This window comes from Lentilactobacillus parabuchneri DSM 5707 = NBRC 107865 (genome assembly GCF_001435315.1).
GTDB classification, from domain to species: domain Bacteria; phylum Bacillota; class Bacilli; order Lactobacillales; family Lactobacillaceae; genus Lentilactobacillus; species Lentilactobacillus parabuchneri.
This window is the reverse complement of the sequence record NZ_AZGK01000003.1, coordinates 78,453-93,982: the sequence shown is the minus strand read 5'-3', so window position 1 is coordinate 93,982 and position 15,530 is coordinate 78,453. Positions and strand designations below refer to the sequence as shown.

13 protein-coding genes are annotated in these 15,530 nt (G+C 43.8%); 4 read left to right on the top strand and 9 right to left on the bottom strand.

Annotation, left to right across the window (positions count from 1 at the left end):
• Positions 1–36: 36 nt before the first annotated feature.
• Together FC51_RS04310 and FC51_RS04305 are read left to right on the top strand one after the other, a co-directional pair.
• The gene (locus tag FC51_RS04310) at positions 37–891 is read left to right on the top strand and encodes a GRP family sugar transporter (protein ID WP_057910942.1); all 855 of its coding nucleotides are present in this window, start codon (positions 37–39) and stop codon (positions 889–891) included.
• A 41-nt stretch (positions 892–932) separates the two neighbouring features.
• On the top strand, positions 933–1,577 hold the full coding sequence (locus tag FC51_RS04305) for an HAD family hydrolase (RefSeq protein ID WP_057910941.1): 645 nt from the start codon (positions 933–935) through the stop codon (positions 1,575–1,577).
• A 174-nt stretch (positions 1,578–1,751) separates the two neighbouring features.
• On the opposite strand, the gene guaA is transcribed toward FC51_RS04305, so the two are convergent.
• The 3 genes from guaA to helD form a co-directional block, all read right to left on the bottom strand.
• Positions 1,752–3,305 carry a glutamine-hydrolyzing GMP synthase gene (gene guaA / locus FC51_RS04300; RefSeq protein ID WP_057910940.1) on the bottom strand — a complete coding sequence of 518 codons (1,554 nt, stop codon included), beginning with the start codon at positions 3,303–3,305 and terminating at the stop codon, positions 1,752–1,754.
• Positions 3,306–3,388: 83 nt separating this feature from the next.
• The gene (gene coaA / locus FC51_RS04295; protein WP_057910939.1) at positions 3,389–4,318 is read right to left on the bottom strand and encodes a type I pantothenate kinase; all 930 of its coding nucleotides are present in this window, start codon (positions 4,316–4,318) and stop codon (positions 3,389–3,391) included.
• 123 nt (positions 4,319–4,441) lie between these two features.
• Positions 4,442–6,736 carry an RNA polymerase recycling motor HelD gene (helD, locus tag FC51_RS04290; RefSeq protein ID WP_057910938.1) on the bottom strand — a complete coding sequence of 765 codons (2,295 nt, stop codon included), beginning with the start codon at positions 6,734–6,736 and terminating at the stop codon, positions 4,442–4,444.
• A 189-nt stretch (positions 6,737–6,925) separates the two neighbouring features.
• Here helD and FC51_RS04285 point away from each other — a divergent pair, with 189 nt between their 5' ends.
• Both FC51_RS04285 and FC51_RS04280 read left to right on the top strand, forming a co-directional pair.
• On the top strand, positions 6,926–7,579 hold the full coding sequence (locus FC51_RS04285; RefSeq protein WP_057910937.1) for a histidine phosphatase family protein: 654 nt from the start codon (positions 6,926–6,928) through the stop codon (positions 7,577–7,579).
• A gap of 205 nt (positions 7,580–7,784) precedes the next feature.
• The gene (locus tag FC51_RS04280) at positions 7,785–8,981 is read left to right on the top strand and encodes a hypothetical protein (RefSeq protein ID WP_057910936.1); all 1,197 of its coding nucleotides are present in this window, start codon (positions 7,785–7,787) and stop codon (positions 8,979–8,981) included.
• Between the two features lie 70 nt (positions 8,982–9,051).
• On the opposite strand, the gene FC51_RS04275 is transcribed toward FC51_RS04280, so the two are convergent.
• The 6 genes from FC51_RS04275 to FC51_RS04250 all read right to left on the bottom strand — a co-directional run bounded on the left by FC51_RS04275 (position 9,052) and on the right by FC51_RS04250 (position 15,487).
• A complete protein-coding gene (locus tag FC51_RS04275; protein ID WP_057910935.1) occupies positions 9,052–9,432 on the bottom strand; it encodes a MerR family transcriptional regulator in 381 nt (126 codons plus the stop codon).
• Between the two features lie 286 nt (positions 9,433–9,718).
• Positions 9,719–10,681, bottom strand: coding sequence for an ABC transporter ATP-binding protein (locus tag FC51_RS04270; RefSeq protein ID WP_057910934.1), 963 nt, complete (start codon positions 10,679–10,681; stop codon positions 9,719–9,721).
• Positions 10,678–11,775, bottom strand: coding sequence for an ABC transporter ATP-binding protein (locus FC51_RS04265; RefSeq protein WP_057910933.1), 1,098 nt, complete (start codon positions 11,773–11,775; stop codon positions 10,678–10,680). Before FC51_RS04265 ends, FC51_RS04270 begins: the two co-directional genes overlap by 4 nt.
• Before the next feature lie 10 nt (positions 11,776–11,785).
• A complete protein-coding gene (locus FC51_RS04260; RefSeq protein WP_057910932.1) occupies positions 11,786–12,814 on the bottom strand; it encodes an ABC transporter permease in 1,029 nt (342 codons plus the stop codon).
• Between the two features lie 14 nt (positions 12,815–12,828).
• Complete coding sequence (gene opp3b, locus FC51_RS04255) at positions 12,829–13,749, bottom strand: oligopeptide ABC transporter permease (RefSeq protein WP_057910931.1); 921 nt, start codon at positions 13,747–13,749, stop codon at positions 12,829–12,831.
• A gap of 118 nt (positions 13,750–13,867) precedes the next feature.
• On the bottom strand, positions 13,868–15,487 hold the full coding sequence (locus FC51_RS04250) for a peptide ABC transporter substrate-binding protein (RefSeq protein WP_057910930.1): 1,620 nt from the start codon (positions 15,485–15,487) through the stop codon (positions 13,868–13,870).
• Positions 15,488–15,530 lie beyond the last annotated feature (43 nt).

Here is a 15,530-nt window from a genome sequence, read left to right as displayed (position 1 = left end):
TTTTGTTAAGAAATAAGAGAGGGAGCGTCATTGACTATGAACATTTTAATTGCTTTATTACCTGCCATTGGTTGGGGCGTAATGCCGCTGGTTACAGGAAAGGTTGGAGGAAGGCCCGTCAATCAAATCTTTGGAATTGGTGCGGGAACATCGATTATTGGGTTAATCGCCTTTTTGATCACTCGACCATCGGTTAATTTGACTGCCTTTTGTTTTGCCCTGCTTTGTGGTGCGCTGTGGACCATTGGACAAATCGGCCAGTTTATTTCTTTCAAACGAATTGGCGTGTCCAACACCTTCCCATTATCAACGGTTTTCCAACTCGTCGGAAATTCCATTATCGGCGTTTTGATTTTTGGAGATTGGCCAGGGGCCAAAGCCAAGATTATTGGGGTTATCGCCCTAATAATCGTAATTGTCGGGGCACTTTGTACCTCTGTCAGCGATCAAAAGGGTGGCAAAGTTTCCATGAAGGATGCATTGTTTCTTCTGTGCACGACCGTCGGGTTCTGGATCTATTCATCATTTCCAAACATTCCAATTATCAAAGCGCAAAGTGGCACATCGATGTTCTTACCAGAAATGTTAGGAATCTTGCTGGGTGCCGTGATTTACGGATTCTTTGCCGACAGGCGTTCTTTCACTCAGCGTGAGCAGTACTTAAACATTATTGCCGGCTTGGTATGGGGCGTCGCTGGATTGTCGTACATTTATTCAGCTCAAGCAAATGGCAATACATCGGCATTCATCTGGACCCAGCTCAGCGTCGTTATTGCAACATTTGGCGGTATTTTGATTCTTCACGAAATCAAGAGCCATCGAGAAATGATGTATACGATTGCCGGAATCGTTCTAATTGTGCTAGGTAGTATTGCAACCTCGTTTGCCTAAGGAATCTTACGTTCGCTAAGTATTTGAAAGGAGCACTGAAAATGACCAAAATCAGTAATTATATTTTTGATATCGATGGAACGATCCTTGATACCTTTGATATGTATATGCCCGCACTATTCGATGTCCTGAAGAAGCACAATTACGTTTTTACATTGGGAGAAGTCTATCAAATCCAGCATCAGTTATTTGGGATTGCCGCTGATGATGCCCTCAAACAAATCAGTTGCCTTCATGACGACCGTGATGATATCAAACGGGAATGGATTGACTTGGCGTACAAGCGATTAGATCGCGTTAAAGTCTACCCACAAATTCCCCAAGTATTAAACGAATTGGCTGGCCGTGACAACGTCCATCTGGGAATCGTGACCTCAAAGGTAGCCGATGAATATCATCAATATTTTGTAAATCACTATCCATTTGCGACATTATTTACAACAGCCGTTACCGCTTCAGATACCCAAGCACACAAGCCTGCCCCTGATCCAATCCTGCTTGCCATGGAAAAACTTCATGCCGACCCAAGCAATACGGTCTACATTGGTGATATGGAAACAGACCTCCAGGCTGCCCACGCGGCGGGGACAAATTTTGCCGGTGCCCTTTACGGATCAGTTAACCCAGAAGCAATTCAGCAGGCAGATTACAAATTAACCAAGCCGGAAGAATTGCTGATAATCTAGAAAAACGAATGGACTTGCTGTGCAACTGATTGTGCCAGCAAGTCCATTTATTTTGGGCAGATGAAACACAGAAAGTATTTGAAAGGAGGTTCCATGTAGTAAATAAGCCCAAAAAAGAAGATCCCAATACCATAAAGGCTTTGAGATCTTCTACTTTTATACTCTATAAAATTGTTATTCCCATTCAATCGTTGCCGGTGGCTTGCTCGTAATGTCGTACACTACGCGGTTAATACCATCAACTTCGTTTACAATTCGAGTTGAAACGTTCTGTAAAACGTCCCACGGAATTCGTGCGAAATCAGCGGTCATCCCATCGACGGAATTTACGGCACGAATAGCAACGGTGTAATCGTAAGTCCGACCGTCACCCATCACACCAACACTTCTAAATCCAGGAAGGACGGTGAAGTATTGCCAAATGTCACGATCAAGTCCGGACTTGGCAATTTCATCACGAAGTACCCAGTCACTATCGCGGACAATCCGCAATTTTTCTGGTGTTACTTCGCCAATGACACGAATCCCAAGACCTGGGCCTGGGAATGGCTGACGCCAAACAAGTTGTTCAGGCATCCCAAGCTTCTCGCCGATTTCTCTGGCTTCATCCTTGAACAATGTGTTCAAAGGCTCGATTAGCTTAAACTTCATGTCTTTTGGCAATCCGCCCACGTTATGGTGCGATTTGATCGTCTGGGCAGTATCGGTTCCACTCTCAACCACGTCGGTGTAAAGGGTCCCTTGCGCCAAAAAGTCAATGCCATCCAGCTTACGCGCTTCATCATTGAAGACCTGGATAAATTCATTACCAATAATCTTCCGTTTCTTTTCAGGCTCGGTCACACCTTTTAACTTGGAAAGGAAGCGTTCCTGAGCATCGACTTTAATGATGTTCAAGCCAAACTTACCAACTAAGCTATCCATAACCTGATCGGCTTCGTTCTTACGTAACAAACCGTGATCAACAAAAATACTGGTTAACTGCTTGCCAATTGCTTTGTGCAGCAAGACACCAACAACACTCGAATCAACACCACCTGAAAGTCCCAGCAACACTTTCTTGTCGCCAACGGTCTCTCGGATATGTTGAATCTGCAGGTCAATGAAGTCATCCATCGACCAGTTTGCTTCTGCGTGACAGACATTAAACGCAAAGTTCTTCAAAATGTCATTTCCATACTTGGTATTGCGAACTTCCGCATGGAACTGAATGCCATAGAAATTGCGATCAACATCCTGCATGGCAGAAATCGGACAGTCACGGCTGGTAGCAACTCTTTCAAAACCACTTGGGACTTTGGTTACCAAGTCACCGTGGCTCATCCAGACCGGCTGCTCGCGCGGTGTATCTTTAAATAAAACCGCGTCATCAGAAGTGATTTGAATATCTGCGTGGCCGTACTCGGAGTTCGAGGCCTTTTCAACCTCTCCATCAAGGGTATATGCCATGATTTGCATGCCATAACAAATTCCCAAAATTGGAATTCCCAGCTTAAAGATGTCTGGATCAACCTTCAAAGCGCCATCTTCATACACACTATTCGGACCCCCAGAGAAAATAATTCCCTTGGGGTTCATTTCTTTGATCTGTTTTGCGGACAATGCATGCGACTTAAGCTCTGAATATACGCCTAAGTCACGGATCCGTCTTGTAATCAGTTGGTTATACTGACTACCGAAATCCAGCACTAAAATCTTATCGAAGCTTGATAAGTCAACGTTTGCCAAATCATACACCCTTTCAAAGTTCTTACATAAATAATAAACGATTCAACTAGGTTTGGTCAACATTAATTCTAAAATCCAAACAATCAATATTTTCTCAGGTACAATCGATCGATCAAATGATTGTCAGTCTTATGCATAATCATATCAGCTCGTGACCGAGTTGGCAGGATATTTGCCTTCAGGTTGGGCAGATCAATTGTGTCCCAAACATTGCGGGCCATCTCAAATGCATCATCCCGATCACCCTGCGCGTAATCGTAATAATAGTTATCGGGATCCTGAAACGCGGTATCCATCAAACGTCCAAAACGTTCCAGATACCACTTTTCAATCAAATGAGTGTCGGCGTCCATATAAATCGAAAAGTCGGTAAAGTCACTGATGTAAATCTGTTCGTTACTTGGCAGCTGCAACGTGTTAATTCCTTCAACAATCAAAACGTCTGGCCGGTCAACAATTTCAAATCGGTTGGGAATGATATCGTAACTTTGATGAGAGTAAACTGGCGATTTGGTGACCGGCACACCAGACTTAACTTCATTTAAAAAGGCAATCAGCTTCCGCATATCATAACTTTCAGGAAAGCCCTTCTTGTCATAGATTCCGCGTTTTTTCAATTCCGCATTGGAGTACAAAAACCCGTCGGTGGTAATCAGCTTAACGGTCTCACCAGTAAAATAGTTCGATAATAATTCTTCCAGCACTCGGGCAGTGGTTGATTTGCCGACCGCCACACTCCCGGAAATCCCGATAATAAACGGCACCGTTCTCACGGTCTTTCGCAAGAACCTGGCCTTGGTGGTCTGCCACTGGTCAAAATTGTTTTTTTGAAGGCGAATCATATGCACCAACGGCTTATAAATATCAGCCACATCTTGAAGTGAGATGCGGTCGTTAAAGGCCTTGATGTGCCGCAATTCATTAGAAGTCAACGGCAAGTCGACCTCACTGTCGTTATTAAAATGTTTCCACTCATCTTTGGTGAACGAATAATAGTTTATTAAATCATCCATATTTGTTTTTCTCCGACTGTTCTTTTACTTAACCCAACAATTATAACATCAACCCATAAAACATTGTTAGATTGTCGTAGGGTACAAAAAAATCGGGTCATGACGATCCGATTAATCGATTACTTAATTGAGCTCATATTCTTCAGTTGGAACCGTATCAAAGATTGGCGACAGCGTTTCAGTCGCAACAACCGTCAAGCGATGCATCGCCCTGGTACAGATTGTGTAAACCAGTTGGCGGTCACTTTCATCTGGGTAGCAGGCCTGAGATGCGTCCCACATAATCACGCTATCAAACTCAAGCCCCTTGGCAAGGTATGACGGCACAATAATAATCCCTTTTACCAGCCGCTGATTTTCAGTTCGAATCAAGGTTGATTGAACCCCGACTTCAGATAGCTTTTCGCTCAACTCTTTACATTCCTTGAGCGTCTTGCCAATAATCGCAGTGGTCTCGTGATCGGCCAAATTAAGTTCCGTTTGGACTTTAACCTGTTCCACTGCAGCGTCAACGCCCGCTTTAACATAAATGTGTGGTAAATCGCCCTGACGATTAAATGGAATAATATCCTCGCCGTTTGTCAGCAAGTGTCTGGTAAAATTGGTGATCTGTTCGGTCGACCGATATGACTTGGTTAACTGAACGACCCGCGTCTTATCTTCAGGGAACATGCTGCCAAGTTCGCCCAACAATTTCTTACTGTTTTCGTGGGTAAAGATTGCCTGATTCAAATCGCCAAGCAGCGTAAATTTAGCCCGCGGAAAGCTGAATTTCAAAAATGCCAGCTGGAAGGCTGAATAGTCCTGAACTTCATCAATGAACAGGTAACGGATATCTTTGTCACCGCGCTTTCCGGTCATCAAGTCATACAAGTAGATGTACGAGGAGGCGTCGGCCAGAGATATTCTGCCCTGCTTGAGCCGGCCAATGGTTGCCTTGATATCTTCCTGCCAGTCTTCACTGGTAATCCCAAAATCACTTAGATGAACGATTTGCGGCATACTGCGCAACATGTGGACAAACTGGTTATTGATACTCAACCAGTGATTGCGGGCAATCTGCCGTTGAACTTTTCTAAATGATTTGACCACGATCTGCCGGGCTAAGAACTTAAACTCCTTATCTGAATTTAAGATTTCTTCTTCGCCTTCAGCGTGGAACTGCTGGATTTCTTCTCTGGACAGATTTTGAACAGCCTCTTCAACCCACTTTTTCTTCATTTCAACGTGGATTTTCCGGTTCAAAATCTTCATCAGTTCTTCTTTAGTGGATTCCAAACGATTGCGTAAATTGTAGTTTTCATTAAACCCGTAGTAAATATCGCTAATCTTTTCCTTTGGAATCAACACTTCACCGTTAAACATCAGATTTCGAAAGCGCATGTCTTCTTTGTTCAAATGGTTGGCGTAAGCACTGACAGCCTTGAAATAAGTCAAGCTACCCTTGAGATCGTTCAGCTTTTGCGCGTGCTTATCAAGCTGCTCGGTAAAGCGCTGCGATAAGGTTTCCACTTGGATACTTGGCAGCCGGTGGGAACTGTATTGATAAAAGGTCATCTGCACCATGTTCTGTTCGCCAAGTTCCGGCAGCACTTGGTTGATATAGTCGTTAAATAACTGGTTCGGCGAAAATAAAATAATCTGTCCTGAGTGCAAGTTACCGCGATACTGATACAGCAGAAATGCTACTCGTTGAAGCACCGCAGCGGTTTTCCCAGACCCGGCTGACCCTTGAACAAACAGCAATTCAGAATCCGTGTCTCGAATAATTTGGTTCTGTTCTTTTTGAATCGTGGTGACGATACTCTTCATTTTGGTATCTGAACGGTTGCTCAACGCATCCAGAAGCATTTGATCGCCGACCACTTCTTCAGTGTCAAAGACGGTTTTAATTTTTGAGTTTTCAATCTGGAACTGACGCTTTAATTTGACATCAACCGTCTGTTCACCGTCCGGGGTCTGATACGTCACGTCGCCAATCCCGCCGTTATAGTAAATACTTGAGATAGGGGCCCGCCAATCATAAATTAAATAATGATCCGGCTGGTCGGTAAATGACGCCATTCCAATATAAATGGTTTCGTCACGCTTCTCGTCGCCCTCACGGAAATCAATCCGTGCAAAATAAGGGTTCTTCTCAAGCTTGTTGAGCGTCCCCAATTCTCTGGCAGCGTGTTCTTGCCGATTTTCCCGTTCGGAAAGCATTTGTTGCTGCTGTCGAATCGACATGGCAGTTTCCATCATTCCGCTATACGTCTCGGTTTTGAGCCGCACATCATTATTGAAATTACGATTGATATCCTTAACATCACGCTTAGTTGCCTTGATTTTTTTCTCAAGGTCTTTTTGTGATACATGGATTTCGTCAATAACGTGGTCCAAGTGATGTTGCTCTTGTGTTTTGATATTGTCTGCCATACTTTACCCCCTATAACTTGACTTAACAGTTTATCATAAAAACGGTACCAATTCAAAAAACAGCATCGAATAATGAATAAAGTTAACGATCCCAGATATATCAATTAAATTGGTATACAAGTTAAATCACTAGTATCATATGGTATAATTGAGATGTTTTAAATAATTGTATACTTAGGAGGACACGTCATGACGATCTCACTATATTTTGTTAGACACGGACAAACATACTTAAATAAATACCACCGTATCCAAGGGGTCATCGATTCCCCACTAACCGACAAGGGAATTGCCGACGCCGTTTCTGCCGGCAAACGACTCAGCCAAATTAAATTTGATGCCGCCTACAGCAGCGATACTTCGCGGGCAATCAAAACAGGGCGTTTGATTTTACAGGAGAATCCTTCCGACTTAACGGCACCAATTCCCGTGGCCGGCTTTCGCGAACTTAATTTTGGCTACTATGAAGGTGAAGACGACGTCAAAACCTGGCATACAATTGGCGGTCCGATTGGAATCAACTCATTTCATGGTTTAATTGCCGAATTTGGCATTAGCAAGGCCGAGGACATGATTGCGGCTGCCGACCCGTACAAAGATGCCGAAAGCGGTGAAACGTTCTGGAAACGGCTTAAACCAGCGATTGATAAAGTGGTCGAAGACGCTTCGGATGGCGACAAAATTCTCTTGGCAACACACGGCACGTTAATTCGAAACGTTGTGGACCGCTGGAGCGATATTCCCGTGAACGTCTCAACGAAGAATGGCAGCGTCACTAAAGTCAACTTTGATGATGGGCGTTACTCAGTGGAATATTTTAATAATGTGAGCGAAGATCTTTAAAACCAACTTATTTTTCTGACTGAAAAGCCGTGAGCGGCATGCCCACGGCTTTTCGTTTGGCTTTTAATCGATGGTTAAGAGGACTGGTGCTTTTTTACCCAAACCAAATCGTGATATTCCCTGACAACCACACAAATTTGGAGAAAGTATGACCATTCCCTCCCCGTTCACTCTGGTATAATAAAGGCGTCAGGGGGTACACATCATGAAGAAAATTTTACCTTTCATCGGCGTCGGATTGGCAGGCGTTCTTTTACTTGCCGGATGCGGCAACAAAAAGGCCGACATGCAGGATTCAAGCGCAGCTAATCCAAGTGCGTCCAAATTAAATGGGTTGCTGTCACCGGCAACTGCCAAGGTACCGGAAGATTCGCAAACAACCAATGAAGACCCAGTTTATTCCCAATTTTATAAATCTAAAGGTCAATGGTACTGGAAGTTGTCTTCCAAACAAGACGGGACCATTGATAACAGTCAAATTAAATCGTTGAAGTCAACTGACCAAAAGAATGTTTACGACTTTTCCATGGTCAGCAATCAAAACAAAAAATATCATCTGACTTTCAACTGGATTAATGGCAGCCACCAGGCGTACACCGTCAATGCCGCCTACCATAAGGTCAACAGCACCTTTATTTTAGCTGACGCAACGAGTTCTGAAAGTTGGCAAACCGGTGCACCGCAAGCCGTTCAAGGCACCTGGGCAACTGATTTCGCCAACAACTCTGGAAGTGACGCGCAAAAGCTGCCATACACGAAGCAGTTTTTAAACATCACCAGCAGTGCAACCAGCAGCTTCATCAATGAATATGACAGCAATCATCGCCTGTATAACTCCGAAACCAGCAACAAGACCAGCCAGGTCACTTATAAGTCGACTGGTCAAGATGGTTATGTCATTAAATCTTATCAAGCTGATCAAACGCCGGTTGTCTACACGATCAACGTTGTCAGCGATAATCAAATCAATGTCTCCGGATTAACGTCTGGGACACTCAGTATGACCAAATCAGCAACCAGCGCCACAACGGCTGGTTCTGAGTCGTCCACTACTTCGCAGTCCGGCTCAACGACCAGCAGCTCAACATCCCAGTCAGCCAGCAATGATAATCATTTGACTGACGCGCAGGTTGTGAACTGGATCTGGCCGTACGTCAAAGCGAAATATCCAAATATGAACGTGGCGTCCACGGACTTCACCTACATGCCGCAAATGCGAAACGGTCAGCTATATGTCAGCGTTTTGGAAAACCACAATGCTGCCGCATTTAAAAAGAGCGGCGTCGACACCAATACCAATCCACAAGTTGCCAGCTTTAGAGTGACCTCAAGTGGGGCCTTGGAGCAAATGGACGCGACAACCGGAGACTGGACGGTTGTTTCAAACGGTTATGGTGGATAGTTTGATACCAGATATTAAATTTAAAAACGCATCGGCGAAATGATCCAATTGATCACTTTGCCGGTGCGTTTTAATGTTTCCCCATTTTGCCATCGTAATCCTTATCGATGTGCTCATAATGGTCTACTTTATATTTCAGCTTATCATAAGATTCCTGCATTTTGGCTAATCGTTCACTCACAGATTCAAGCTGTTCGTTAAGCAATTCTTTTCTTGCTTGAACCGTTTGTTTTCCCTGTTGGAATAGTGAAACGTAGTCGATCAGGTATTCAACACTGACACCAGCATCCCTCATGCATATCGCAAAGGAGACCCAGTTCAAATCTTCTTGATCATAGTTTCGATAACCGGCAGCATCCCTTGTAACGGCCGGAATTGCCCCGACTCGTTCCCAGTATCGCAACGTGTCTGACGCAACGTTATATTTTTTAGAAACTTCATTAATTTTCATATGACCACCTCACCCACTCATCATAAACCTTGAAGTGGACTTTAAGGCAAGAAAAACCTGACTACGATGAACAAACTGCGTTCATTATTGCCAAGTTTTTCTTGTGCTTATTAAACCACATTCTATTTAGTTTGAGTCCTAGTTTTGTGTTTCCTTTTTACCTAGTGGAAACGTGTTCCTCAAACCAGACTCCTCCGCTTAATCCAATAACCAGCTTTGGCGCAAAGACAGCGCCATAGCTGGTTATCACATTAATGCTCGGAGTCTAAGCGGTTTGAGTCACACTCTATTTCTTTAACCTCGACTTACTTTCCGCCCGTTCCTTATACATCGGAATTTCATCCTCACTGGCTCTAACCCAGTGATGCGGGACAATTTCGACTAGCGAACGTTCCTTGCCGTCAAATTCTTGACTGGCATCATACGGAATCTGCACCCGTGCCCGCTCGTACTCTGGATCCGGCACTGGCACAGCCGACAGTAGACTTGCCGTGTAATCATGCAGCGGGTGGGCATATATCTCATCCGAGCTGGCAATTTCCAACATTCGACCGTAATGCATAACGCCAATCCGGTCACTAATGTACTTAACCATGGACAGGTCATGGGCGATAAACAGGTAGGTCAAATTCCGTTCCCGCTGCAGCTTCTTGAGCAGGTTGACCACCTGAGCCTGAATCGAAACATCCAGTGCTGAAATTGGCTCATCAGCGATGATGAATTGTGGCTGAACGGCCAAGGCTCTGGCAATCCCAATTCGTTGTCGCTGGCCACCAGAGAATTCATGGGGGTAACGACTGGAATGGTCCTTGTTCAATCCAACGGTTTCAAGCAAGTCTTCAACTTGTTTGGACCGGTCGGCATCATCTTTAGCCAAGTGGTTGATATCAATTCCTTCAGCCACGATATCTTTAACCTTCATCCGAGGGTTAAGTGATGCGTAGGGATCCTGGAAAATCATCTGCATATCCCGTCGGAACGATTGACGCTTGCTCTTGGTATTAAGCTGAGAGACATCTTGACCGTCAAAAATAATCTTGCCGGCAGTTGGTTCGTACAGGTGAATAATTGCCCGACCAGTTGTCGTCTTTCCTGATCCGGATTCGCCTACCAAGCCAAATGTCTCGCCACGGTACACGTCAAAGGTAATGTCGTCAACCGCGCGGACTTCATTAGGTTTACCAATGTTAAAATACTGTTTTAAATGTTCAACCTGTAAAATTTTATTTTCGTCTGAATAGTCAATCACAGTTGCTCCTCCTGTTCTTCAACGTGTGTGCCCTTGCTCTTATCAATTTCTTGATGAACAAGTTCGGCGTAATGCTTTTGACGTTCGATAATTGGTGCAGGCGGAGTGACTTTTGGTGCCCGCGGATCCAACAGCCAGGTTGCAGCATAATGGGTGTCAGACACCTTGAAAAATGGCGGCTCCTTTTCGGTATCAATCTTCAGCGCATACTGATTTCGGGGTGCAAAGGCGTCTCCCTTTGGTGGATCCAATAAATCAGGCGGCGTTCCGGGGATCGACGGTAATTCGGTTCCGGAAGTATCCATAGTTGGCATGGAATTCAAGAGCCCCCAAGTATACGGATGCTTTGGATTATAGAAGATTTCGTCAACCGTTCCGTACTCGACAATCTTGCCGGCGTACATAACGGCAACTCGATCAGCCATGCCGGCAACGACTCCCAAATCATGGGTAATGAAAATGATGGAAGTATTGGTCTTCGCCTGTAATTCTTTCATCAAATCCAAAATCTGAGCTTGGATCGTTACGTCCAAGGCAGTCGTCGGCTCATCAGCAATCAAAATTTCAGGGTAGTTGACCAGCGCAATCGCAATCACAATCCGTTGTCTCATCCCACCTGAAAATTGGTGGGGATAATTATTGATTCGTTGCTCTGCGTTATCAATCCCAACTAATTTCATCATTTCCAATGCCTGGGCATAGGCCTTTTCACGCTTCATGCCCTTATGAATAATTAGCGGTTCAGCAATCTGTTTACCAATTTTCATGGTTGGGTCCAGTGACGTCATCGGGTCCTGGAAGATTTCGGCGATATCGCGTCCCCGAATTTGGTCCATTTGTTTTCGCGTCTTCTTTAATAAATCCTGATCCTTAAACATGATTGTCCCGCTGTCGATAACGGCATTGGGAGAATTTAATCCCATAATACTTCTTGTGGTAACAGTTTTTCCTGAACCGGATTCCCCAACAATCGCTAAGGTTTCTCCCTTGGCCAGGTCAAAACTGACGTCTCGAATCGCTTTAACAGTTCCTGCATACGTATTGAAGTTGATTTTGAGATTTCTTACCTCAAGTACATCATTCTTGTTTTCCATCTCAAAACACCTACTCTCTACTCTTTGGATCAAGGGCATCTCTTAGCCCATCACCCAAGATATTAAATGCAATCATTAATACGGACAGCACAATCGCTGGATACCACATTTGATATGGCAGGAACTGGAAGTTCTTCTGGCCATCGTTGATCAAAGTACCAAGTGATGCTTGTGGTGCACTGATACCAATTCCAATGTATGACAGGAAGGCTTCGAAGAAAATTGCGGTTGGAATCGTAAACATCAAGTTAATGATGATAATACTACTCAAGTTCGGCAATAAATGCTTGAAGGCAATCTTCCAAGAGCTCTCACCCAATGTTCTGGCCGCCAGGATAAATTCCTGGTTCTTAAGCTCCAGCGTTTGCGCTCGAATCAGTCGGGCCATGTTAATCCAACTGGTAATGGCGATTGAAAGGATAATTGCGCTCATCCCTGGCTTCAATACCAAAATCAACAGAACCATGACAACCAGGTTAGGAATTGACAACATGATTTCAATGATTCGTTGCATCAAGGTATCAACTCGACCGCCAACCCAGCCGGAAGTAATGCCGTAAACAACTCCGATTGCCAAATCGAAGAAACTGGCAATCAAAGCAATTTCAAGCGAAATTCGAGTTCCATAAAGAATTCTGGAGAACAGGTCACGACCAAGGTAATCCGTTCCTAAAATGTAGAAGTGATTACCGGCGTGGGCTTGAGCATAAGCATTCACCCGCTCGCCGGATTGTTCAATCGTTCCGTTAAACCCATTAATGTCAATTCCCGGAATCTTTGGTGGTAAATTAGCAAAGTTGGGGTTTGTGGCATTTGGATTATGAGTTTCAAAGATAAATGAGAAGAAAGCTAAGATGAATAAAATGATCAAAATAACCAATGAAATCATCGCTGCTTTATTTTTACGTAATCGGCGCCACGAATCTTGTAAGAAAGTTAAGGATGGCGTTGCGATTTTTTCGTCATCTAATTTAGCGCGGTCTGAACCGGCTAATGGTGTAAAATCGTCGGCTGAAGCCTGTTTTGCATTGTCTGCCATTATTATTCTCCCTCCTACTTATTAATTCTGATTCGTGGATCAATTAATCCATAAACAATGTCAGTGATTAACAGCACAACACAAAGCATCGCACTATAGACAATGGTCAGTCCCATGATAGTTGGGTAATCGTTGGTCAAAACCGACTTAACGAATTGCTCACCAATACCAGGAATTGAGAAGATGTTTTCAACAACCATTGAACCGGTCATGATGTTAACAGCCAGTGGCCCAACAATTGTGACAACTGGAATCAAACTATTCCGCAGTGCGTGGTGATAGATGATTCCAACTTTATTGAGCCCCTTGGCTTTGGCGAGTTCGATATAATCCGAACTCAACACGTCCACCATTTCCGTCCGCATAAATCGGGCGGTTTCAGCTAACGGCGACGCGGCCAGGGCCAACGTCGGTAGGACGGTATACATAAACCCGCCCCAGTCTGCAATTGGAAACAGTCGTAATTTCAGTCCCAGGTAATACTGTAGAAGAACCGCCAAAACGAAGGATGGAATTGAAATAAACAGAATTGACAGAATTGTCGCTGATGTATCAATCCAAGTGTTCGCTTTGATGGCACCAATTGCACCAACGATCAATCCAGCAATCACACCCAAAACCATTCCTTGGCCACCAATGATAAGAGATGGGCCAAGTCGGCTTGAAATCAGATAAGAGACCGGTTGGTTACTGAACTGGAATGAAGTCCCGAAGTTACCATGGATAATCCCACCAAGGTAGACCAGGTACTGTTGCCAAACCGGCTTATCCAACCCATACTGCTTATAAATTTGATGAATCTGTGTTGGTGTCAACTTGGCTTGGTTAGTCAGTGGCGTACCAGGCATTAGCTTCATCATGAAAAAGGTAATTGTACTGACGATAAACAAGGTCAGAATAATGTAAAATATTCGTTTTCCCAAGTATTTTGCCATAAGTGTTCCTCTCATTTCTAATTATGTTGTCACTATTTTTTCATAAACCCCATAATAATGTAAAAGAGGCCGGATTTCAATAACCAGCCTCAAATACATCGAACTGTTCATTTAATAATTACTTAACGTATGCTTTCGCAAAGTCATACTGTGGTGAGGTGGTAAATGCTTGAACACCCTTTACAGAAGGTCGTACCAATGCGGCTTGACCTTGTTGATAAAGTGGAACGACTCCTTGTTGATTCATCAAGATCTTTTCAGCTTGAACCATATCATTCCAACGAGCAGTTTCATTGTTGGCATCTTGGTCTTCTGACTTCTTAACTAATGCATCGTACTCCTTGTTGGACCACTTACCATCGTTGTAAGAGTTGTCTGAAGTCATCAAATCCAAGAAGTTGCTTGGATCTGGGTAATCGGCAATCCATGCGGAAAGTCCAATGTCAAATTGTTGATTTTCCATCTTGGTCAATTTTGACTTGAATGGAATGTTTGAGTTGGTAATCTTCAAACCTGGTAATTTGGTTAATTGACTTTGAACGAATTCAGTTGCACGTTTGGTATCGTCATCATCTGCACCCATCAATGTCAAGCTCAATGACTTCTTGCCAACTTGCTTCATCCCTTTTGCGAATAAGGTCTTAGCTTCCTTCAAATTGTAGTCTGTACCAGCTTTGACATAGGCTTGAGCAGCGAAGTCTTTGCCGTTGTGCTTAGCCATACTTGCTGGAACAAAGCCCTTAGGTGTAATATCGCCACCTTGCATAACCTTGTTAACCATTTGCTTCTTGTCGATCGCTAATGCCATCGCCTTACGGATATTCACGTTTCTAAGTGCTGGGATCTTCTTAGTGTTAAATTCCATATAGGTGGTTGAAGCTTGTGGGAACACTGTGTATGCCTTATTGTTCTTGTTGTTGGCAGCCAAAGTTCCACTCAAAGTGGTGTAGTCAAGCTTGTTACTTTGATAACTGCTCAAAGCGGTTGAAGGTGTCTTAACAGCTTGATAGTTAACTTGTTGGAGCTTAACTTTCTTGGCATCCCAATACTTGGTGTTCTTAACCAGCTTCCAAGTATCGTTAGTCCCTGACCAGCCTTTAAGAATAAATGGACCATTGTAACTGTTCTTAGTTGAGTCAGTTCCGTAGTTGTTACCATACTTGTTCACAACTTTAGAATTTTGTGGGAAGAATTCAGGTTGGGTAACCATGAACTTAAAGTAACTTTGTGGCTTGTCCAAAGTAACAACGAACTTGTAGTCACCATCTGCTTTAACCCCCAATTTTGAAGGTGACATTTTACCAGCATTAATCTGTTCGGCGTTCTTAACGTTGGCAAATATGTAAGCGTATTGTGAAGCAGTCTTAGGCTTAACGGTTCTTTGCCATGAGAAGACGAAATCTTTGGCGGTAACTGGAGTGCCATCATTCCATTTGGAGTGACGTAAATTAAATGTCCATGTCTTACCATCTTTTGATACGCTGTAGCTCTTGGCAACACCAGGGTCAACCTTGTTGTTCTTGGCCATTCGAAGAAGCCCTTCGTTGGTACCATTGGCAACTTGTGCTGAATATAAATCAATCATCTTAGATGTATCCATCGTTTGAATTGCTGATGGTGTCATCCAATTGATTTCTTGCTTCTTGGTTCCTTGTGACGACTTACTGCCACATCCTGCAAGGATAAGTGCTGAAACGAGCGCTACCCCACCGAGCTTCGCTAATGAATTAATTTTCATAACGCGATACTTCCCTTCTCAATATGAATTACTTATTTTGTGA